Below are 20,593 nucleotides of genomic sequence, written 5' to 3' on the forward strand. Positions count from 1 at the left end.
CAGCCCCGAGGGCCCGTAAACGAACGACGAAGAAGCCGAGCTAGCCGCCCAGCTTACTGCGCCCGCTAGCCTCGCGGACCGCAGCCACCGCAGCGGCGATCCGCGGCGACAGGAACTCGCCGTCGCGTACGATCAGCACGCTCTTCCGGGTCGTGTTGATCCCACGGATTCGGATCCGGCGCAGCGAGGACTCGGGGGAGACCGGAGTGAGCTGCGGGGCGATGGTGATACCCCATCCGATGCTCACCAGGCCGAGCGCGGCACCGAGATCATCAACCACGGCCGCGAGCATAGGGTCGAAGCCGGCTGCGTTGCACAGCGTCACGGTCAGTCGGCCAAGGGGCGTGTGCTGACTGGCTATCCAGGACTCCTCGCTGAGTTCAACCATCGTGCAGCTCTCGCGGTCGGCCAGCCGGTGATCGCTAGGAACGCAGAGGCGCAGTGGGTCAGCACCAAGAGTCCACTCGCGAAGTCCGGCGTTGCGACGTGGTCGAGTTGGGCCGAAACGAGACACGATGGCCATGTCGAGAGCGCCCCGGCGCACTTCTTCGGCCGCCGTGTCGTCGGTCGTCGCCAGCAGTTGAATCTCCAGGCTGGGGACCCGCGACCGCATTTCGGTCAGTGCCTCCCGCATGATCACGGGCCCCTCGCGAAACGGGACGCCGACGCGGAGCAGACCGCCGACGGTCCCAGTTTCGACGTCCAGCATGGCCTCGGCCGCCCGCAACGCGACAAGGATCCGCTCGGTGTGTTCCACCAACGCGTGCCCGATCGGGGTCAGGGTGATCTGATTGCCCTTGCGATCGACCAGGTTGATCCCGATCTCGGCCTCCAACGCGGACAGCTGTTGCGATACGGCCGACCGCGTATAGCTCAGTGAACGGGCTGCGGCGGCTATAGAACCCTCGTCTGCTACTGCGCGCAGCAGTACCAGCTTCCGAACATCCAGCATGCGTCACCCCGACTTACGTCACGCGTCTCGTATCGTCACGCCAGTTTACTTGCCGCGGACCGTCGACAGAATCATCCTGGCCGCTATGAAGGTCACGATCACCGAACTCCAGCGGATCGCCACGAACGGCGCTCGGGCCGTCGAGCTCATCGAGCTCGACGGACTTCGTCTATTGGCGATCCCTCAACTGGCCAAGGACATTCCGGGTCAGCCCCCGGGCATGATGGGGGGAGACAGCAATACTGACGTGTTGCTACTGCGCGAGGTCGGCGGCCGCTACGAACCATTCTCGACGCTGTCCGCGCCAGGGGGCGAGGACGCTGAGTTCTTCACCATCGGAGGCCAGGCTTTTCTCGCCCTGGCCAGCATCCGACGTGGGTCCGGACCTTACGAGTTCAGTGTCGAATCACAGATCATGACCTGGCAGGACGGTCAATTTGTGCCGTTCCAATCGGTGCCAACGTTCGCCGCCAAACAGTGGAAGCACTGGCGTATCGGACAGCGGCACTTCCTCGGGCTGGCCCAAGGCACGATTCTGCCCGGGTTCGAGGATCAGAACCGAGCATCGATGATCTACGAGTGGAACGGCAGTTCATTCGTGGAGTTCCAGGCGATCCCGTCACGCTGGGCCTACAACTGGCACGCCTTCGAGATCGAGGGCACCACTTACCTCGCCCACGCCGACCACGTCGACCCCAGCATGCTCTACCGCTGGAACGGCGAGTCCTTCGTTGTCCACCAGCAGCTGGCCGAGCGCGCCGGACGCGCCTTTACCAGCTTCACCCGCGATGGCGACCTTTATCTGGTCGTCGCCTGCCTCGAGGACGTGTCCCGACTGCTGCGCTGGAACGGCACGACGTTCGTTGACGTTCAGGAGCTGGATGGACTCGGTGCTCGAGAGGTGACCGTCTTCGAGGACGACGGTCAGCTGTTCGTGGTTCGGATCAACATGATTCTCGGAAACCGCTCCGAGCCACGGCCGGAGGTCGCCTCGCAGATCTACGCGTTCGACGAGGGTCAACTGGTGTCCGTGGCCGAGTTCGAGACCACGGGTGGGACCGACGCAGTGGTCAGCAAGGTTGGCGACGACTACCGGATGGTCGTCTCAAACTCGTTAGCTTCAGATGTCCGCTTCGCCAGCGCCACCGTCCTTTACTCCCTCACGATTGACAGGTGATCCAATGACAGCCTTTGAGAGCCCGGAGTTGGTGGACCTGTTCACCACTTACGCCGCCTCCCCGACCAGCATTGCCGCGCACTTCAATGCAACGACGGCTGAAGCGACCCAGGACGAGCCGCTCATCGTCGCTTCCGGAACCGACATTGCGGTCTTCCCAGGAGGCGGACGGCCACCGGTGATCCAGGCCATTCGAACCGGCAGCCGCGGCTTCAAGGAGCTGGCCGGCATCTCCCACCTCGGCCCGGCGGTCGCGTCGCTGATGACCATGAAGGAACTGGAGCCGAACGGCCTGTGGCGTGCCGACGCTGAACGGTTGATCCGCGCCGTGCAGCGCGCCCGCCGGGCGAACTCTGTCGAGCTGTGGCGAGACCAGATCGCAGTGTCGGCGTTCGCCGGCCGGGAGGAGGCGATCGCTTCGCTTGTCGACTATTCGTGCGATCTTACCGAAGCTTACGTAACGCGCGCGTTGACAAATCCCGACTACCTCCGACCCGAGACGCTGCGCAGCGACTACCTGGAAGGGCCATCAGCCTTCGCGCTTCCCGTCCCCTTCAACCGGGTAATGATCGCCACCTTCTTCCTCACCGGCCTCGACATTGCGCATCGCACGATCAGCTGGTTCGACCAGCTTGAGCTGCCGTGGGAACGAACCATGGTGATCATGGTCGGTCGGACCGGAAAGCCGACCGGGGCGGTCACCCGGGAAACCCACAGCATCGCCGGGATCATCGACGATGCCTCCCGCCATCGGCTTCCCGACACGAGTCTCTTGATCGCTCCGCACGTGCCCGTCTTCCCGACCTACGACGGGGAGAACGGCGAGGTGATCGCCACGTTCGAGCAGCAGTACCGGCAGCTCTGGTCGGGCTTGGTCTCGGTGGCCCACCTCGGCCCCAAGATGTTCGACGGCTACCCCGAGTATCACCCACGCCCTTGGGGCGAAACCACGATCGTCGACGGCCAGAAGACCATCAGCGACATGCCGGCCATCAGGGATCCGCAGGATTGGCTCGCTATGACGGCCCGGCTGCGGATCGTGCTGGAGGACCCCCGTCAGCTGCTCTCGTCGGCGATCACCGACTACGCCAGTGGGCAGCTCATCGAGCACGACAACGATCCCAGGGCGGTCACCGTGCCCGGGCTAGACGGCGAGCCTTACCCAGCACAGCCAGCAACTTCCCGCGGTTGACGCAAGTCGGCGATCTGCGGTTGAGAGGATCTAGCGATGGCATCAAGGTGAGCGCCGATCTGGCGGAGATCGTCGCTCACCTAGGCACGGGGCTTGCCAGCCCGGGACCACACCAGGGCAGAGAACGCTTCACATGGAAATCGAGTGGACTGAGCCGCGTCCTGTCCGGCGGCGGAGCCCCCTGAATCGACACCTCGGCGAGCTCTGACCGCACCCATAGGACAGGGGGCGAGAACAAGGCGACCTACTTGTCGGTGGTGATCTCAATGGCCCGCCTCAGGGTGGGTCTCCTGCAGGCAGCCGGTGGCGATCTAGCCTGCAAGTCGATGTGATCGTAGCGTCCCGCCACACTTCACTCCGAGCCGATGATGCCGTCCCGCCTAGTGGGTGAGAACTTTCAGGAGTTTGGGCGCGCCGGTGCGATCGAACAGAGAACCCCTCACGGAGGCGGCAAATGCTGGAGACGAACATTCCCGACGTCGTCGTCGTCGGCGCGGGCCCGGTCGGGCTGTGCACGGCGTTGCAGCTCGGGCGAGCCGGTGTGAAAATCCGTGTGCTGGAACGGCGGACGGCCATGTCCGATCAGCCGCGGGCGCACGTGGTCAATGCCCGCACCATGGAACTCTTCCGGGCGTGGGGCATCGCCAATGGAGTGCGCGAGGACGGGTTGCCAACGGCGTTGAGCTCATCGTTCGGATGGGTCACCGATATGAGCAAGGACGAGTTCGGACGACTGGACTACATCGACGAGACAACGGCCGAGATCTACTCGCCTGAGCGCCTGGTCAGCGTCGCGCAGGACCGAGTTGAGACCCGCTTGCTCGAAGCTCTGCGGGCCTACGGCGGGCAGGTCAGCCTGGAACTGGGACGCACAGTTGTCGGCTTTCGGCTGGTCGCAGGAGGAGCCGAACTCGACGTCCGCGATCACGACGGACGCGAGGAGACGATCACGACCCGCTATGTGGTGGGTGCCGACGGCGCCTCGGGCCAGCTGCGAACGATGGCCGGCATCGACATCCAGCGTTCGCTGCCGCTGGCCAGGCGGCTCAACATCTATTTCCACGCCGACCTCACGCCGGTGACTCGGATGCGGCCCAACATCTTGTGGTTTGTCAACAACGTCCAGACCCAAGGCATCATGATCGCGATGGACGGCCACACCCGCTGGGTCTACAGCGTGGCGATGTCCGATCGCGAGACGGCCGAGGACTACGACAGCGAGCGGTGCCGCGCGCTGGTGCGCGCAGCCGTCGGCATACCAGACCTCAAGCCGAACATCCGGAGCACCATGCCATGGAAGGTGGATATGGCTGTTGCAGACCGGTTTCGGGCCGGCCCGCTGTTCCTGGTCGGGGATGCGGCACACCGATTCCCGCCTGACGGCGGGTTCGGGATGAACAGCGGTATTCAGGACGCACACAACCTCGCCTGGAAACTTGATCTTGTGCTGCGCGGACTTGCAGAGGACAGCTTGCTGGACACCTATGAGGCCGAACGGCGGCCGGTAGCAGTCTTCAACGCCGAGCAGTGCATGATCAACGCCAAGCGCCAGCAAGAGGCCTCGGCCCAGTTCGCGGCTCCTGAGGTTCTTGCCCTGTTAGCGGCACCCGAAGGAGAACAGTTCCGGATCCAGATGGCAGCCGGGCTTGGCGAACTGCGGGAAGAGTTCCACTCGCTGGGGCAGCAATTCGGCCACGTCTACCGCAGCGCGGCCCTCGTCGACGACGGGAGTCCGCGGCGCGACTCGACGATCACCGAGTACCGGCGCACTGCCCGGCCCGGGGCTCGGGCGCCGCACGCGCGGGTCCAGGGAGCCGACGGCCGAGTGATCTCCACTATCGAACTGACGACGGGAGGGTGGACCCTGTTGACGGCCGGCGATGCCGGACCGTGGACGGCCGCAGCCCGTGCGGGCGGGGACAAGCGCCAACTGAGCATCAGGGTGCACGCCATCTGGCCTGAACCACCGGTCAGCGGCTTGAACTTCGGCGACTTCGCCGACGCCACGGACCCGGGGAACTGGCGTGAGGTCTACGAACTCACCACTGGCGGCGCCGTGCTCGTGCGTCCTGACGGTCACGTCGCGGCTCGCTGGGTCTCTCGACCTCAGGACCCCGACCAGGCTGTCGCCGACGTCCTCGACATTGTCCTTGGCCGACGGAGCCACATCTGAAGCCGCTTCGCCGCCCAGCTGGACTGAGCCGACAGCGAGCGCAGGGAGATCTTGCGTTCGGCGGTCACCGTTCGCCGTCGACCTCGCCGGTCCTGTTCGTCGCTCGGCCGCAGCTCGGGCGCTGGGAACCCGCGGCGGAGCATCATCAATGTGGAGTCTGTCCTCGACCAAGAGCGGCGCCCGGTCGGGCTGTCTATGCAGCGACCAAGGCCGCCGTCGACCACCTTACCCGGAGCGGAGGAGACCCGGCGACAGCGCACCCCGCGTCGGCACGGAGCATGACATGGTCGGCGCACTAGATAGCGAGAAAGGTGAGACCATGCCCGATACCAATGAGAGCCGCGAAGCTCTCGTCCGCGAGTACTTCGATGTCGTCGACGGCCGCAAGCTGCGCAACCCGCTCGAACTGTTCGCGCCGGACGCCGAGGTCTACTTCCCCAAGTTCGGCATCGCACAGGGCGCCGAGAACCTGATGAGCCTCGGCCACGGTCTCCACACGATCGTCAAGCGCCTCGAGCACCACGTCGAAAGTTTTCGTCTCCACCATGCCGGCACCGTCGTGATCGTCGAGGGCACCACGCAGGGAGAGACGGTTGACGGCCGGCAGTGGGACGGCAAAGCCAGTATCGGCGGGCGCTTCTGCAGCGTCTTCGAGGTCAATAACAACAAGATCATTCGTATGTACACCTACCTCGATCCCGACTACGGCCACGCCGATGCCGACCGCTACCCCTGGCCCCGCGAGAGGCCCGAGCCGTCCAAGTGAGACTGAGCCGAAGGCCGGCACCTGGCTATCGGGCAAAGTAGCGATCGTAGTTGGGTCCGCCGCCGGCGCGGAGGGGGCTCGCCACTGTCCGATCGGCAGCTGACGTCGCCGGCATCATCAACGTGCGCGGACGCCCTAGCTGCCCACACCGTCAGGCTACTCCGGCGGCGACTGACCAGCGGCATCGCAATCGCCCCAGACACTGACCATCAGGGTGCACCCGATCATTGCCGGTGACTGCGCACACGGCGAGTTGACCAAGCGTACGGCGGCTGACCGGACCGTTGCCTTCAATCACTAGACAGCGGACCGCGGTAGTCCGACGGCCTCGCGCGTTGCATCGCCGACTGCATCGAGTCACCTCGTGGTCTGCCTGTGGTTCCAGAGCCGGATTGGTCATCAGCGCTCGAGAGTCCCTAGACACCACGAAGTGCCGCCCTTACAGTTCTTAATATCCAACTGGTCATTAGCCGGCGTCCTCATCTGAGTCGGCCACTCAGGAAAGAACAACCATGACTGACATGGCCACACCCGCGTCGTCGCACCTGTTCCTCGATCGACTTAGAGACGGCAATCTGACGATGATGATGGGGCTCCGCAGCGCCCGTACCCCCGACGCCGTGCGCATCGCCCGGGCCACCGGGCACGAGGCCGTGATGATCGATCTCGAGCACTCGAGCATGTCGATCGACGTCGCCGCGCAACTCGCGGCCACGGCCGCGGATCTGGGCATATTGCCCTTTGTTCGTATCCCCGAGCGCGAATACGGTGCGATCGGGCGACTGCTCGACGGCGGCGCTCAGGGAATCATCGCGCCACGGGTGGAGACCGCGGAGGAGGCGAGATTGATCGCGCGGGCCTGCCGGTTCGCACCGCGCGGGCAACGCTCACAGTTGGCGATGGTTCCGCAACTTGGCATGCATCCGTTGCCCGCCACCGAGCTGAACCCGAGGCTGGACGACGCGACCGTTGTGGTCATCCTGGTCGAGACACCGATTGGAGTGGCCAATGCCGAGGCAATTGCGGCCGTGGACGGCGTCGATCTGCTGGCCATCGGTGCCAATGACCTGAGCGCCGAACTCGGAATCCCCGGCCGCTTCGACCACCCCAGAATGTACGACGCGGTGGCGACGGTGGCTGAAGCTTGCCGCCGACACGGCAAGCTCCTCATGCTCGGCGGGATCTCCGACGTGACGATCCTCGACACGCTGATGCCGCTGGGCATCTGCCCCCTTCAGCTCACCGGGACCGACAGCGACATCTTGTATTCCGGCGCGCAGTCGCGAGTGGAGCGCATCAGCACCTGGTTCCGGTTCTCCGCTCATGCGACTCGAAAGGAAGACCAGCGATGAGCAGCACTGAGATTCTCCAGACCGCCCCGATGCGAGCGGCGGAATCCAACACGCGTCCGGCGTTCACGATGCCTGCCGGGGCTGTAGATAGCCACTTCCACGTGTTTGAGGCTGGCTACCCGCACGTCTCAGAGCCCCTGTACACCTTCCCCGAGGGCACGCTGGAACAATACCTGCGGCTGTCGGAGTTCCTCGGGTTTGAGCGAATGGTCTACGTGCAGCCCACCTTCTACGGCAGTGACAACAGTCTGGCCCTCGATGTGTTGCGGCGAGTCGGCCCGCAGCGGTGCCGAGCCGTGATTCGACTCGACGAGGGCTTGGACGAGTCTCAGCTGGATACTTACCACGAGCTAGGCGTGCGAGCGATCCGTCTCGACCTATTCGCGCGGGCCAACTGGCCAACGAGCGACATCATCGAGTACGTGCGGCAGATGGCGGTCCGGGTACGACGCCGGCAATGGCATCTACAGTTCTACACTCCGGGCACGATCGTCCGTGATCTGCTGCCGTTCTTCGCTGATTTGGAAGAAACTTTCACGATCGATCATATGGGCTACATGCTTGAGGGCGACGGGCTCACCCCAGACGACTTCGATCGTTTGCTTCGCGTGCTTGAGGGTGGGAACTGCTGGATCAAGCTCTCTGGTCCTTACCGGATTGCCAAAACCAAGCCGCTGTCCTACGTCGAGCCGATCGGTCGGGCCCTTGTGCAGGCTCGTCCCGACCGGTTGATCTGGGGCTCAGACTGGCCGCACCTACCCAATGGGCAGCGCGACACCGGTGAGGTGCTGAACCTCCTGCAGGATTGGGCGCCCGATCCAGCGGACCGCCAGCGCATCTTGGTCGACGGACCGGCGCAGTTGTTCTTCGACAACTAGTTGTCTGGCCGGGCCCTCATTGATCGAGATCGTGGCGACACGAGGTGAAGTGTTTGATGGTCGAGGACCTCCCGCCGTGGTGAGTAGAGCTGTCTAGGAACCCTCCAACGACGGATGCCCCGGTCGGCGGCGGTGTCGAGGAAGATCCGGGCGATGCGGTAGTTCTTTGTCGGACGGGACGCGTTCGACGGTGATGCCGTGGGTGGCGTAGAAGGCGGCTGCGCGGGTCAGGAATGCTGCGCAGGTGGGGCCTTTTCGTCGTCGTGGATCTTGGTGTAGGCCAGGCGGGAGTGGTCGTCGATCGCGGTGTGGACGTAGTCGTAGCCGGCACCGCGTTTGGTGCCGGGCCGCTCGGCGCGGCCGTGGATCTTCCAGCCGCCGCCGTCGGGGATCCGGCCGAGTTTCCTGACGTCGATATGGACAGTGATCCTGGATAGGGTGTTCGTAGCGGTGGCTGTGCGTCGGGAAATTGCGGACGTCAGCGATCTGGAGTTCACCCAGGATGAGCCGCAGGTGCTCGGCCGCACGGGTGCCTCCGAGCGAACCGTAGGACACGATGGCCGCGGCCTTGTTGTTCCACTCCCCGTAGAGGTAATCGATCGCGTTCTTCAGCGAGCCCGAGGTCGAGTGGTTGTATTCCGGCGTTACGAACACGAATCCGTCGAACTCAGCGATCTTCGCCGCCCACCTCTTGGTGTGTTCGTTGGCGTACTGGCCGAAGGACGGCGGCATGATCTCGTCGAGGTGCGGGAGGTTGAAGTCAAGCAGGTCGACGAGTTCGAAGTTGGCGTCGCTGCGCAGCGAGGCCTGTTCGTAGACCCATTTCGCGACCGCTTCGCCGTTGCGGCCGGGCCGGGTGCTGCCGATGATGATGCCGATCTTGGTCATGATGTTCTCCTTGTTGAATGGCTTCGCCCGAGCCAGTGACGGGATCCTCCGATGGAGGTCCGATTTGGGCGGGTAGTTGGACTTCGGGCTGGCGTAGCCCGTAGTAGATCCGTAGCTGACCGGCGATATCGGGACCGACACCGTTGAGTCCGAAGAGGCCACGCGTGAGGCTTCAATCAGGTTGCCCAGGGCAAGCTCGGTCCGAGCCGAGCCCGTTCGCAGATCAACGCCATGACGATGCGCCAGAACAACTGGACGCTTGGCACCTACTGCGAGAGCTACTGCCGCGTTCTGACGATGCACCACACCATCGAAGACGCCTCAATGTTCCCTGACCTTGAGCGAGGCGATCCCCGGCTTCGCCCAGTGATCGACCGCCTCAAGGAAGAGCACCTAGTCGTTCACGATTTGCTCGAAGAACTCGACCGCGCCCTCGTCGCCTTAGTCAGCGAGCCGGATGGACTAGAACAAGTACGAGCCGCCCTTGACGTCCTCAGTGACGCGTTGCTGTCACACCTGGCTTACGAGGAACGAGAGCTCATCGAACCCCTAGCTCGCCTGACCTAAGCAGGGCACGCGACGCTCCGGGAAGCTATCAATCGCGGCAACACAGACGCCGCCGATTGAGTTACGCGGGACCACGTAAGTATTGCTAACTCACGACGTCATCAACGATCACACGAGCTTGCTTGCGGTGGTCATCTCGGGACCGTTTCATGGACAGCAGCGCATCCTAGATCGATGAAGGAGCAGTAGTGGAGTACGAGTTTGTCGAACGGCCGGGCGGGCGCGTGGCCTACCAGCGCAGCGGACAGGGGGAGCTCACCGTTATCTGGCTCCACGGGCTTCCTCTGGACTCGAGTTCATGGGAACAACAACGCCTCTACTTCGACCAGCACACAGACAACATATGGCTCGATCTGCGCGGCTACGGCCGCTCCGACAAGATCCCGCGCGACACCCCTGACGTCACGGCGCTCTATGTCGAGGACATCGCCGCGCTCGTCGATGCGTTGGAACTGACTCGGATCGCCTTGGTTGGATTCGCCTCCGCCGGACACGTCGCGATGCGCTATGCGGCCATCCACCGCGACCAGGTGGCGAAGCTGATCGTGATCAATGGCTCGCCCCGCTTCCGTCGCGGCCCCGGATGGCCGTGGGGTTTCGACGAGGCTGGCATCGCTCACTTCGTCGACGCCGGGCGGAAGGGTGGGATCGAGGCCATCACGGACGCCGTGCTCGACCGCGACCTAGTCTTTCGCGACCTGTCCCCGGCCGACGCCACGGAGGTCCAGCAATGGTTCCGCACGATGAGCTTGCGGGCTGGCCTCGACACCTTGCTCGGCTTCTTTGAGGGCATTGCCTACGACGACGACCGCCGTTATCTGGCCCTGATAGAGGCCGACACCCTATTGCTGGTCAGCACCATGGGGCAGGAGGTGCCATCCGCTGTTGGGCTTTACCTGCGTCAGCACATCCGCCGATCTCGGCTGGTCGAGCTGCCCTCCGCCGACCACTTCGTTTTCGCCACCCGCCCGCAGCTGACCAATCTACTGATCGCGCAGCACTTGCTCAGTGTCTCGGAGCTGTCCGTGAGCCTCGGTCTTCACGCCTACGCGTGAGGAGCACCAGATGCGCCGCCGCCTATTGGTGCCACCGGGGTCACAGACGCGATGTGGACCGCTGTCCCGTACCGTAGTTCGGGCGCAGCGACGCACCACGAATCGAGCGCCGCGATCCTCTCCGAGCGCGTTCGCCCGGCCTAACGCCGCCTTGAGATCGCGCGCGACGGCCGGCGCAACCGTCGCCGACGGAGTCGCGCCAGCTATGGCGCGGAAATTGAGGAGCGATCCGCCGGTAGTCGACTCGTCGCTACCGCCGCATGGCCCGCATCGGCGCCTCATCAATGGCCGACCGATCTCCTCGCCAAGCCGACTCAGACTCGACGCCACATGAAAGGTGAACGTGATGACAAAGTCCGCGCTCACGCCTGAACTGGATGAGCTGTACCGAGGCTTCAGGCAGCAATGGCTCTCGCCGCTATGGACCGCCGTCGATGACCTGATGCCTGTTCAGCCGACGCCCACAGCCATCCCGCATCGCTGGCACTGGCAAGACCTGCTCGAGCTGGCGGAGCGGGCCGGCGAACTCGTTCCGGTCGGACGCGGCGGCGAACGCCGAGCCATCGCCCTGGCCAACCCGGGGCTGGGCGGGCGCCCGTTCGCGACCCCGACACTATGGGCGGCGATCCAGTACCTGATGCCGGGCGAGGATGCGCCCGAGCATCGGCACACCCAGCATGCCTTTCGCTTCGTCCTCGAGGGCGAGGGCGTTTGGACGGTCGTCGGTCAAGACCCGGTCGCGATGCGGCGCGGCGATTTCCTTCCCCAGGCCGGCTGGAATTGGCACGCGCACCACAACCAGGCCGCCACCCCAATGGCGTGGGTCGACGGCTTGGACATCCCATTCCAGTACGCGGTGGATGCGCAATTCTTTCAGTTCGGGCGCGACTCGGTCAGCGATGCGGAACGGACCACGCCCGAGCGGTCGCGGTCGGAGCGACTCTGGGGTCATCCGGGCCTACGGCCCGTCGCCGTTGATCAGCGCACGACGGGCTCGCCGTTGCTGGCCTATCGCTGGGCCGACACTGACCACGCTCTGCGCGATCAGCTCGAGTTGGCGTCGGAAGGGTTCCCCGGCGTGCTAGAGCCCGGCCATGCGGCGGTCCGGTTCACCAATCCGACTACTGGCGGCGACGTGTTACCGACCATCCGCGCCGAGGTTCACAGGCTCCAGCGCGGCCAGGACACTGCACCGCGGGAGGAGGTCGGCTCCTCGGTCTTCCAGGTCTTCGACGGCAGCGGCGTCGTTACGGTCGGCGATCAAACATGGTCCGTGGTGCGCGGCGATCTGTTCGTCGTACCCTCGTGGACGTCCTATCGCTTCCGCTCCGAAGCCGGCTCCACCGACTCGGATTCCGGCAGCCTAGACCTCTTCCGGTTCAGCGACGCACCAATTTTCGAGGCTCTTCACCTCGGTACCGGCCGACCTGACCTGGAGGTCAACGCATGAAGCTCGCTACCGTCCGCATCGATCGCGACATCACCCGGGCGGTTCGTCTAGAGGGTGAGTCCCTCGTCGACCTCGGCCTCGCCGATGTCGACGAGGTGCTCCGGCAACCGAATTGGCAGGAGGCGGCGCACAGCAAGAACCACGGCCGCTACCCGCTGGCCCAGGCCGAGTTCGCTCCGCTCGTCAGCCGCCCGGGCAAGATCATCTGTGTCGGATTGAATTATCGGACGCACATTTTGGAGATGGGGCGCGAGATCCCGTCCTACCCGACCTTGTTCAGCAAGTACCGCGAGGCCCTGATCGGTGCAAGCGACCCAATCCTGCTTCCGCCCGAGAGCGACGCGGTTGACTGGGAGGCCGAACTCGCCGTCGTCGTCGGCGCCGCGACCAGGCGGGCGACGACCGCGGAGGCGAGCGCAGCCATCGCCGGATTCGCCGTACTCAACGATGTGACGATGCGCGACTGGCAGTACCGGACTCCGATGTGGTTGCAGGGCAAGACCTGGGAGTCGAGCACGCCGTTCGGTCCGTACCTAGTCACGCCCGACGAACTGCCCGGCGGCGTGCGTCCGGCGCTTGACATCAGCTGCGAGGTAAATGGTCAGATCGTCCAGAAGACGAACACCTCCGACCTCGTTTTCCCCCCCGTCGCGCTCATCGAGTACATATCTACGATCGTGACGCTCGAGCCGGGCGATGTGATCGCGACTGGTACACCCGGCGGGGTCGGGCACGCCCGCAAGCCGCCGGTGTACCTCCGCGCCGGGGACATCCTTACCACCCGCATCGCCGGGCTCGGTCACGCGGTTAATCCCACCATCGCAGAAGCTGGTCGGTCGTGACCGCAAACCCGCCGGCACCTCACCGCATGAGAACCCGCCAGTGGGTCACAGCCGGCACAAGGCTTCTGGAGAAGACTGTGGCCAGCCTGGACGACGAGGAGCTCGACGAGCCCAGCCGACTGCCCGGGTGGACCCGCCGACACGTCATCGCACACCTGGCTGCGAACGCCGACGCGTTAGGTCGGCTGGTCAGCTGGGCCCACACCTCCGTCGAGCAACACATGTACGCTTCGGCCGACCAGCGGGACGCCGAAATCAAGCTGGGTGCTTCCCTGCCCACATCGCAGCTGCGGACCTGGTTGCAGAGTTCGGCCCAGGATCTCGAGGCTGGAATGGATCAGCTATCGGACACCGAATGGCATTGTCTCGTCATCACCGGACAGGGACGAACCGTGCCTGCCGACGAACTACCCTGGCTGCGCAGCCGCGAGGTCCTGGTCCATACCATTGATCTCAACGCAGGTCCGGAATTCTTCGACCTGCCCGCGGCCTTTTGCCGGGCTCTAGCCGTTGACATCTGCGCGAAGAGGTCGTTGGAGGGCAATCCCAACGTAATCATCGACTCCGTCGACCGGGGCGAGGAGTTCCAGCTGCGCATCAGCGGCAAGGGACCAGTCGTCGAAATTGAGGGCCCACTCTCCGAAATCACCGCTTGGCTGGCCGGACGATCGACGGCCGCACGACAATCATCCTGGCCTCGGCTACCGGCCTGGCTGTGAACCGACGCGATCAGACTGCGGGGACAAAGCTTAGTTCACAGGCCGACTTCCGTCTGCGGCGATGGTACGTCCGTTCGGTCCAGGTCACGATCGCGATCCGCCGTTTGTCGTCGTTGACTAGGTTCGCCGGGCGAGGGCGTTGGTCTGGCAGGCGCGAAAGAACTTTCCATGGCAGCGTTTTCGCCCACGGCGCCGACCCGAGGCTGATCTCGGCAGCCGCGGCAACCGGCCTGGCCGTGCGCTGCTCGTCTCGGCGGCGGCCTGCGCGATCCGCGCCGCCTCGGCCTCGGCGTGTAGACCTTGGCCTGCTCGGCCTGGGGGGCGCGCTGGTCGGCCTCTCGCCCGGCGCCGCTCCTGCTCACCGCGCTGCTGCTCCGCCTTGGCCAGCTGCGCCCGATGCTCAGCCTGCCGCTGCTGCAGCTCGGCGGCCAGCGCGTCGGCGTCGGCGAACTTCTCGACCGTGCCCGCAATGTCCACCCACCAATGAGCTGGGGATCGAACTTCACGTCGACGAAGAACTGGTAGTCCTCACCCGGCCCGAGGACATCCTTCTCCACCGACGATGACGGGTTGTCGTACCCGGGCGCCACCAGAAGTCCCAGTTGCCCCGGCCCCCAGCAACCGGGTGCGCGAAGAACTCCAGCCGGGGATAGAGGATCGGCTCCGTACTCAGATTGCGGATGGTCACCCTGATGTCGCGAATGTCATTGCTGTGCAGTTGCCAGTTCTCGGGGTCTTCGAATCGGGCCTCCACCGTGACCATGCTCGCTGTGGCGAAAGTCTGCAGCTCGAGTTCTCACTGCTGGCGCGCAGCTTCCGATCGCGCCGTCCCACCTCGTACTCCACAGCGCCACCACCACGGCGCCGACGGTGCCGACAGCACCGAGCCAGTCGCCGATCACCGACCACATCGCGATGCTGTACACCAGGATCCTGCGCACGATGAGTTGCTCCTCCAGCACTAGCTGTGGTGTCCAGGGAGGTTGTCCCGCCTTGCGGCGGTCAAGTTCCTCGATCTTCCCGTGGTGCTCGTTATGCGCGGCGGCGCCCCGGGGGGAGCCACCAGGCCTCCGCAGCGCCGGCACACCAGGTGGGCCTGGCTCGTAGCCACGCTCCGTCGGTCGCCGAGGGGTCAGGGCTCGGGTTCTCGGTCTGCATCTTCGGCATGGCATCGACGCTACGCCGATCAAGGACGGTGTCGGGTGGATCAGGCGACTACTGGCGCCGGCCGACCTGGAGCTGGGCGATGAGCTGTCGGTCGGTACCGGGCCCGCGACCAGGTCGACGATGGCCAGATACGCCGCCGCCGACGTCGACGGGCCGGGCGATCACGCGGAAGGTCTGGCCGGCCGTGGCGAACAGGCCGTCGTTGACGCATTCGTCGGCGCCGTACCGATGCGTCCGGGGGGAACCCGGCGCCACCAGTTGTCGTCGAGGACCGGCTGCAGCCGGGCGCGGACGGCGGCGCGTTCGGCGTCGATCCGGGCCTGGTACGCGGCGTGCTGCTCGGCGACCGCTTCGGCTTCCCGGGCCTGCTCCTGGACGCGGCGGGCGATGTGCTCGGCCAGCAGCGCCGCGACGGTGATGGCGGTGCGGAAGAGCGCGTTGACCTCTTCGTCCATCCCATCGCCTTGGTCCATCAGGTGTCAGTCTCCGATCTCGGTGTCGTTGCCACCGCGCCCGGCCGGGGTCGCCCAGGCAGCGCACGGTCACGGCTCGCGGGCTTGTCAATCCGATTGGGCAGGGGCGAGAGCGCAGCGGCCTCGAGGGCCTGCCGGCTGGCTGCGCGCAGGGTGTCGAGGCCCGCCTGCGCGTCCGGAGCGACGTTCGCCGACAGGGATCGCCTTGCCGTCGGCGACGAACATGTCGAGGCGCCACGTCGTCACCTGGACGTCGAACTGAGCGGTCGTGAACGGCCGCCACTCGTAGGCGCGCGGACGGTCGTGACCGCGTCCAGACCGTCGGCAGTGAGCTGCTCGATCCGGGTCTGCAGCGCCGGCCATGCCGGGTCGGCGCGCCAGCCCTCGGCGACCTGGGCACCAACCGCGGACACCACGGTCTGCGCCGCGACCAGCTCCTCCCCCCGGCTGGTCCTGAACCACGCTGGCGACCTGCTCGGGACGGTCGCCTTGGCCGTATGACACGGTCTCGCTCGTGCCCGCGGTGGTCGGGCGGTCGTCGGCAGAGTGTTCATGAACTCACCCAGCTGGCCGCGTGGGTGGCCGCCAGGACGAGTGCCTGCTTCATCTCGCCGCGCGCGACGTGCGCGTCGTGGATCGCCTTCAAGGTGTTGGCGAGCTGCCGCCATCACCAGGTTGGCCGCCGGGCGGCGCCGGTTCGTCGCGGTCAGCACGAGCAGCGCAGTGCCAGACAGCGCCGGCGCCGGGAGGTACTCGGGCGCGGTGGCCGCTACTGGATCTGCGCTCTCCGGGCGAGCGCGTCTGCGGTCGCCGGCGAGCGGCCCAGGCCGGGGTCCGGTGCGTCGTGACCCGGCAGGCGCTACGGGGTGCGGTGTGGAGGCACGGGTGAACTGTCGATATGACGTGGTTCTCCTTCCAGGCGGATCGTTTTGAGCAGGCGGGATCTAAGGAGCGTTTGCTCCAGTTGATGGATAGCTGGCTGCGGCCCGAGTGGGTCGGGGCTGCGGATGTCGTATCTCTCGCGGTATGCAGCGATGTCGCGAACGATCGTGGTGTGTTCTGCCTGCGGACGGTCCGCGAGTTGCTTAGCGAGTGCCCCGTACCAGGCCGGAGCGAGCTCTTCGGCCCGCTCGGCCAACCACACGGCCCGCTGGGTGATGAGGTTTTCCAGTTCCCGCAGTGGGGCGACGAAGGTCGGGTCGGTAATCGCGGTGGATGGCTGGATCAGACCCGCGACCCGTTGGAGAGGTTGTCTGCGGCGACGCTCGTTCCGTAGGACGACGCGCTCGATGCGCGCGTGGAGGACTGCGGCAATGTCGCGGGCGTGGGCTAGGGATGGGCGCTCGACGACACGACGCAGGGTCACGTTGGGGTCCAGGCCGGCGGCTTCGGCGCGGCGTAGGGCGGCGAGGAGGGGGCCGTAGGCGGCGGATGCTCGGACGGCGGCGCGGTCGGCTGGGTCGAGGCCTGAGTTGTCGATGGTGGAGCGGTATTTCTGGCCGGCGGCGATCTGGCAGAGGTGTTCGTGGATGGGGACGAGGTAGTCGAGGCGGGTGGCGTTTTCGAGTTCGGACTGCATGATCTCGTGGGCTGATCGCTCGGTGGTGTCTTGTTCGAGGACGTCGTGGAGGACTTCTTCCCTGGAGCGGGTGATGTGTGGTTCGTGGAGGTCGCCGTCTGGTTCGTGGGTGGCGACGTAGGCGTTGTTGGTTTCGCGGCCGCGGGTCATGCCGACGTACAAGAGGGGTCTGGTCATGCGTTCGGTGACGATGAGGTGGGCTGTGTCGACGGTGGAGCCTTGGGCGCGGTGGGCTGTGGTGGCGTAGGCGAGTTCGACGGAGTTGGCGACGTAGTCGGCGGGGAGGGTGATGGTGTTGAGGTCGGCGTTTTGGATGGTGAGGGATCCGTCGTCCCAGCGGCGGAGGACTGTCCAACGGTTGCCGTTGCGGATGAATTGGTTGGGGCCGTAGGTGAGGTGGCGGTTGTTGAGGCGGGTGACGATGTGGTCGCCTACGCCGGCTTGGGTTCCGTCGTGGAGTGGTGTGCCGTTTGGTTCGACTTCGCCGGTGAGGATTCGGTCGAGGCGGGCGCGGTTGTTGAGGCGGGTGACGGTGGCGTTGTCGGCGGCGATGAGGAGGCTGGTCAGGCCGGCGCGTACGTCGTTGAGCCAGGCGGTGTAGGCCTTGGTTTCGCATTCGTCAGGTGTGCCGGAGGTCAGTCGATCGTGTGCCTGGTAGATGTCGATCACGGATTCGTCGCCGTTGCGGAGGGCGAGACTGGCTTTGCGTTCCCAGGCGTGGTTGAAGCGCCAGACTTCGGTGAGTTGGGCGGCTTGGGTTTCCTTGGCGATGAGGCGGAAGGCGCCGCCGGTTTCGATCGCTCCGAGTTGGGCGTCGTCGCCGACGAGAAGAAGTTTCGCGCCTGCCTTCGAAGTCTCCCGGGCGAGGGTGGCGAGTTCCATGGTTCCGGCCATGGAGGCTTCGTCGATGATGACGAGCTGGTTCTCGCGGAGGCGCCATCGGTCGGCTTCCGCGCGTACGGCTGCTAGGTCGCCGAGTAGGCGTTGCTGGTGGCGTCTGCGTTTGAGGTTGGCGGCAAGGTGGGCGGCTCGTTCGAGGTGTGCGATGCGGCGCTGTCGCTGTTCGGCGCCCAGTCCGACGGCCTCGTGGATCCACTTGGCGAGGTTGTCGGTGGTCACCCCGAGGCTGTCGGACAGTACTTCTGAGGCTGCGCTGGATGGAGCGATTCCGACGACGCTTCCGGGGCCGTGGGTCTGTTCCCAGGAGGTCCTGAGGGCCGCGAGGAGGCTGGTTTTGCCGGTGCCGGCGGGGCCGACGAGGGCTTCGAGGCGTTGTCCGCTGGTGGCGATCCGGTGGAGTACTTGCTGACGGTCAGGGCTGAGTCCGGGCGATGGGACGAGCGCGGTGGGGGCGATGGCTGGTCCGGTCAGATCCTTGGCGAGGTCGAGAAGCAGGCTCTCGGCTCCGAGCACGACTGGTGAGGTGAAGATCTGGCCGTTGTGGATTCGGTAGACGCTTTCGCCGTCGAGTCGTTCGCCGGGCAAGTTCACTAGATCGCCTGGGGTGAGGCTGATCGAATGCTGTTCGGCTCGGTCGGCGATGGCGTGCAGGACGGTCATGCGATCTTCGGTCGTGGCCAGCCGGAGCAGTCGGGTTTGACGTGCGGCCTCGGCGCTGATGTTCCAGCGGTTCCAAGTCGCGCGCTTGCTCTGCAGTGCGAGCACGACGATTGCGCCGTACGCATCCAGCGTCTCCGCGCTGAGATCAGCCGAGGTGAGGATGCGCTCCGTGGATTGCTCCAGGCATTTCGCGAGACCGGCTCGGGCGTCATCGCCGAGGGCATTGTCTGCTCGAGCCTGCCATTGGGACATAAGGACCGACAGCGGCTGAGCCAGGTGCTTGGGTGGCCGATTCATGAGGGTGGCTTGTTGCCGTAGGACGTACATCTCGCGCCGTGTCGGTGGTTGGTTGCGATGAGCAAGGAGTGCCGCGAGGTTCGACTCGATCTGGTCGCTGCGTGACGAGAACTCGCGGATCAGTTCGTCCGGTACGCCGGTGATCTCGAACGCGGGGTTGCGGCGTTCTCCGCGGTCCCGGAGGTCCCAGTCGACGCCGAGCCGGCGGGTGAGATTGTCGGCCAGCAGCACGTTGTGGATCTCGGAGAGCGCCACCGCTGCCCGGAAGAGCACTTTGCCGTCGAGAGTTCGCCACTTGCCGTCCGTGCCCTGGACGCGGTTCGCGACTACGAGGTGGGTGTGGAGTTGGGGATCGCCACTGCGGGTGTCCCAGTGGTCGAAGGCGGCGGCGATCACGCCGTGGACGTCGATCTGGGCGATGCCGCCGTCGCCGGTTCGGCTGAACGCAGCTTGCCGTTCGACGATCGCCAGGACGTCCTCGACCGCCTCGTAGTGTGCCGTGGCGACTTGTTCCTTGGTGCCGACGTCGGCCGTCGCCCACAGCGCTGATACCGACTTGGCAGGGGAGAAGGTGATGTCGAATCCTGCGACTGCTTGACGTGGCTTTTCGCGTGATTCCGCTCGACGGATCTCGTCGATGGCTGCCTCTCGCTGGTCGGCGGACAAGGTGGGATCGAGCGACTCGACACGCTTCGCGACTCGCTCCTCGAACGACTGGTACACGCGGAATGGGTTGCCGAGGTGCTGACCGGTCACTGGGTCTTGGGCTCTTCCGAAGAGCGCAGCCATCTGTTCTTCGGTGACCTCGTCGCCGCGTTTGAGCTGTCCGTCGGCAAGTCCTGGAAGGCCGGCACCCAGCCATCGGCCGGGTGGGTAGCCGTCGGCAACGTAGTACGCCGTGAGTGGGGTTGCCATTCGCCGATCGACGTCGGCTGCCGCTATGTGCTTGAGCAGATACTTGTATCCGTCGCCGGCGCTGAGGCGGTGGATGCTCAGCACGAAGACCTGCGAAAGTCCTTGGCCAACTGCTCCCGCAGAAGCACGTTGTGGGTCTGGAGGCTCTGGGCGCCGGTCCGGATCTCGGCAACCTGGTGGAGCACGACTTCCAGCCCATCGCGCTGACACTGCGACTGGGATTCGCAGTGGTCCAATATCGCGACGCGGAGTTCTTCGATCTGCTGGAGGAGCGCCGTGTCGTCTTCTGACGTAGCTGGTTGGATCGTGCGGCGGCGACGCCAGCTCCGGACGCGGCACGGGTCCGAGCAGAAGCGGCGAGTCGAACGGTGACGGATGAAGGGCGCCCCGCACTCGAAACAGGTGCCGGTCGGGCTCGCGGATGAGGTAGCTGGCGGGGTCGTCGCGTCGCGCATACGCCTTTCAACGCCGCGGGCACTGAACCCATGACCTGCCGTATCGGCAGCTGAAACGCCTTGAATGCAAGAAGTGTGTCGGTGACTTCCGTTCCGACCGGAACGGGCTCTCGTCAACTCGCCGATGCGACGACCT

Annotated in this window: 16 protein-coding genes and 2 pseudogenes; 13 read left to right on the forward strand and 5 right to left on the reverse strand. The window is 65.4% G+C overall.

Annotated features, from left to right (window positions below):
* Nucleotides 1-40: 40 nt before the first annotated feature.
* A complete protein-coding gene (locus BWI15_RS00090) occupies nt 41-952 on the reverse strand; it encodes a LysR family transcriptional regulator (RefSeq protein WP_077012170.1) in 912 nt (303 codons plus the stop codon).
* A gap of 85 nt (nt 953-1,037) precedes the next feature.
* Here BWI15_RS00090 and BWI15_RS00095 point away from each other — a divergent pair, with 85 nt between their 5' ends.
* The 6 genes from BWI15_RS00095 to BWI15_RS00120 all read left to right on the forward strand — a co-directional run bounded on the left by BWI15_RS00095 (nt 1,038) and on the right by BWI15_RS00120 (nt 8,490).
* Entirely contained in the window at nt 1,038-2,129 is a 1,092-nt protein-coding gene (locus BWI15_RS00095; protein WP_077012171.1) for a hypothetical protein, read from the forward strand.
* Between the two features lie 4 nt (nt 2,130-2,133).
* Nucleotides 2,134-3,321: a DUF5624 domain-containing protein gene (locus tag BWI15_RS00100; protein WP_077012172.1), complete on the forward strand. Its 1,188-nt coding sequence runs from the start codon at nt 2,134-2,136 to the stop codon at nt 3,319-3,321.
* 454 nt (nt 3,322-3,775) lie between these two features.
* Entirely contained in the window at nt 3,776-5,494 is a 1,719-nt protein-coding gene (locus tag BWI15_RS00105) for an FAD-dependent monooxygenase (RefSeq protein WP_077012173.1), read from the forward strand.
* A 319-nt stretch (nt 5,495-5,813) separates the two neighbouring features.
* Nucleotides 5,814-6,260 (forward strand): nuclear transport factor 2 family protein, encoded by a 447-nt coding sequence (locus tag BWI15_RS00110; RefSeq protein ID WP_077012174.1) that lies wholly within the window; start codon nt 5,814-5,816, stop codon nt 6,258-6,260.
* A 521-nt stretch (nt 6,261-6,781) separates the two neighbouring features.
* Nucleotides 6,782-7,612, forward strand: a complete 831-nt coding sequence (locus BWI15_RS00115) for an HpcH/HpaI aldolase family protein (protein WP_168197237.1) — start codon at nt 6,782-6,784, stop codon at nt 7,610-7,612.
* Nucleotides 7,609-8,490 carry an amidohydrolase family protein gene (locus BWI15_RS00120; protein ID WP_202817529.1) on the forward strand — a complete coding sequence of 294 codons (882 nt, stop codon included), beginning with the start codon at nt 7,609-7,611 and terminating at the stop codon, nt 8,488-8,490. Before BWI15_RS00115 ends, BWI15_RS00120 begins: the two co-directional genes overlap by 4 nt.
* 168 nt (nt 8,491-8,658) lie before the next feature.
* Here BWI15_RS00120 and BWI15_RS39945 read toward each other — a convergent pair.
* Both BWI15_RS39945 and BWI15_RS00125 read right to left on the reverse strand, forming a co-directional pair.
* Nucleotides 8,659-8,912, reverse strand: a pseudogene (locus BWI15_RS39945) (IS481 family transposase); the annotation flags it as partial.
* 58 nt (nt 8,913-8,970) lie between these two features.
* A pseudogene (locus BWI15_RS00125) lies at nt 8,971-9,378 on the reverse strand (NADPH-dependent FMN reductase); the annotation flags it as partial.
* Nucleotides 9,379-9,609: 231 nt separating this feature from the next.
* On the opposite strand from BWI15_RS00125, the gene BWI15_RS00130 reads away from it, so the two are divergent.
* The 6 genes from BWI15_RS00130 to BWI15_RS40420 all read left to right on the forward strand — a co-directional run bounded on the left by BWI15_RS00130 (nt 9,610) and on the right by BWI15_RS40420 (nt 14,536).
* On the forward strand, nt 9,610-9,945 hold the full coding sequence (locus BWI15_RS00130) for a hemerythrin domain-containing protein (RefSeq protein WP_083750475.1): 336 nt from the start codon (nt 9,610-9,612) through the stop codon (nt 9,943-9,945).
* Between the two features lie 188 nt (nt 9,946-10,133).
* Nucleotides 10,134-11,000: an alpha/beta fold hydrolase gene (locus BWI15_RS00135; RefSeq protein ID WP_077012176.1), complete on the forward strand. Its 867-nt coding sequence runs from the start codon at nt 10,134-10,136 to the stop codon at nt 10,998-11,000.
* A gap of 346 nt (nt 11,001-11,346) precedes the next feature.
* Nucleotides 11,347-12,450: a cupin domain-containing protein gene (locus BWI15_RS00140; protein ID WP_077012177.1), complete on the forward strand. Its 1,104-nt coding sequence runs from the start codon at nt 11,347-11,349 to the stop codon at nt 12,448-12,450.
* Nucleotides 12,447-13,292 (forward strand): fumarylacetoacetate hydrolase family protein, encoded by an 846-nt coding sequence (locus BWI15_RS00145; protein WP_077012178.1) that lies wholly within the window; start codon nt 12,447-12,449, stop codon nt 13,290-13,292. The genes BWI15_RS00140 and BWI15_RS00145 overlap by 4 nt, the downstream gene beginning before the upstream one ends.
* 26 nt (nt 13,293-13,318) lie before the next feature.
* Entirely contained in the window at nt 13,319-14,011 is a 693-nt protein-coding gene (locus BWI15_RS00150; RefSeq protein WP_077012179.1) for a maleylpyruvate isomerase family mycothiol-dependent enzyme, read from the forward strand.
* A 396-nt stretch (nt 14,012-14,407) separates the two neighbouring features.
* Complete coding sequence (locus BWI15_RS40420) at nt 14,408-14,536, forward strand: hypothetical protein (RefSeq protein WP_269087149.1); 129 nt, start codon at nt 14,408-14,410, stop codon at nt 14,534-14,536.
* 803 nt (nt 14,537-15,339) lie between these two features.
* Here the strand turns inward: BWI15_RS40420 and BWI15_RS39165 are convergent.
* Together BWI15_RS39165 and mobF are read right to left on the reverse strand one after the other, a co-directional pair.
* Complete coding sequence (locus BWI15_RS39165) at nt 15,340-15,651, reverse strand: hypothetical protein (RefSeq protein ID WP_168197238.1); 312 nt, start codon at nt 15,649-15,651, stop codon at nt 15,340-15,342.
* An 859-nt stretch (nt 15,652-16,510) separates the two neighbouring features.
* Complete coding sequence (gene mobF / locus BWI15_RS00165; protein WP_077012182.1) at nt 16,511-20,086, reverse strand: MobF family relaxase; 3,576 nt, start codon at nt 20,084-20,086, stop codon at nt 16,511-16,513.
* A 47-nt stretch (nt 20,087-20,133) separates the two neighbouring features.
* Here mobF and BWI15_RS39170 point away from each other — a divergent pair, with 47 nt between their 5' ends.
* Nucleotides 20,134-20,292, forward strand: a complete 159-nt coding sequence (locus BWI15_RS39170) for a hypothetical protein (protein WP_168197239.1) — start codon at nt 20,134-20,136, stop codon at nt 20,290-20,292.
* Nucleotides 20,293-20,593 lie beyond the last annotated feature (301 nt).

Origin of the sequence: Kribbella sp. ALI-6-A (assembly GCF_001984195.1) — a bacterium.
Classification (GTDB): domain Bacteria; phylum Actinomycetota; class Actinomycetes; order Propionibacteriales; family Kribbellaceae; genus Kribbella.

Bases quoted from the DNA above. Each gene is read 5' to 3' on its own strand.
- BWI15_RS00095 (WP_077012171.1), top strand. From the start codon at position 1,038: ATGAAGGTCACGATCACCGAACTCCAGCGGATCGCCACGAACGGCGCT.
- BWI15_RS00115 (WP_168197237.1), top strand. From the start codon at position 6,782: ATGGCCACACCCGCGTCGTCGCACCTGTTCCTCGATCGACTTAGAGAC.
- BWI15_RS00110 (WP_077012174.1), top strand. From the start codon at position 5,814: ATGCCCGATACCAATGAGAGCCGCGAAGCTCTCGTCCGCGAGTACTTC.
- BWI15_RS00105 (WP_077012173.1), top strand. From the start codon at position 3,776: ATGCTGGAGACGAACATTCCCGACGTCGTCGTCGTCGGCGCGGGCCCG.
- BWI15_RS00140 (WP_077012177.1), top strand. From the start codon at position 11,347: ATGACAAAGTCCGCGCTCACGCCTGAACTGGATGAGCTGTACCGAGGC.
- BWI15_RS00130 (WP_083750475.1), top strand. From the start codon at position 9,610: ATGACGATGCGCCAGAACAACTGGACGCTTGGCACCTACTGCGAGAGC.
- BWI15_RS40420 (WP_269087149.1), top strand. From the start codon at position 14,408: ATGCTCAGCCTGCCGCTGCTGCAGCTCGGCGGCCAGCGCGTCGGCGTC.
- BWI15_RS00090 (WP_077012170.1), bottom strand. From the start codon at position 952: ATGCTGGATGTTCGGAAGCTGGTACTGCTGCGCGCAGTAGCAGACGAG.
- BWI15_RS00150 (WP_077012179.1), top strand. From the start codon at position 13,319: ATGAGAACCCGCCAGTGGGTCACAGCCGGCACAAGGCTTCTGGAGAAG.
- BWI15_RS39165 (WP_168197238.1), bottom strand. From the start codon at position 15,651: ATGGACCAAGGCGATGGGATGGACGAAGAGGTCAACGCGCTCTTCCGC.
- BWI15_RS00100 (WP_077012172.1), top strand. From the start codon at position 2,134: ATGACAGCCTTTGAGAGCCCGGAGTTGGTGGACCTGTTCACCACTTAC.
- BWI15_RS00145 (WP_077012178.1), top strand. From the start codon at position 12,447: ATGAAGCTCGCTACCGTCCGCATCGATCGCGACATCACCCGGGCGGTT.
- BWI15_RS00120 (WP_202817529.1), top strand. From the start codon at position 7,609: ATGAGCAGCACTGAGATTCTCCAGACCGCCCCGATGCGAGCGGCGGAA.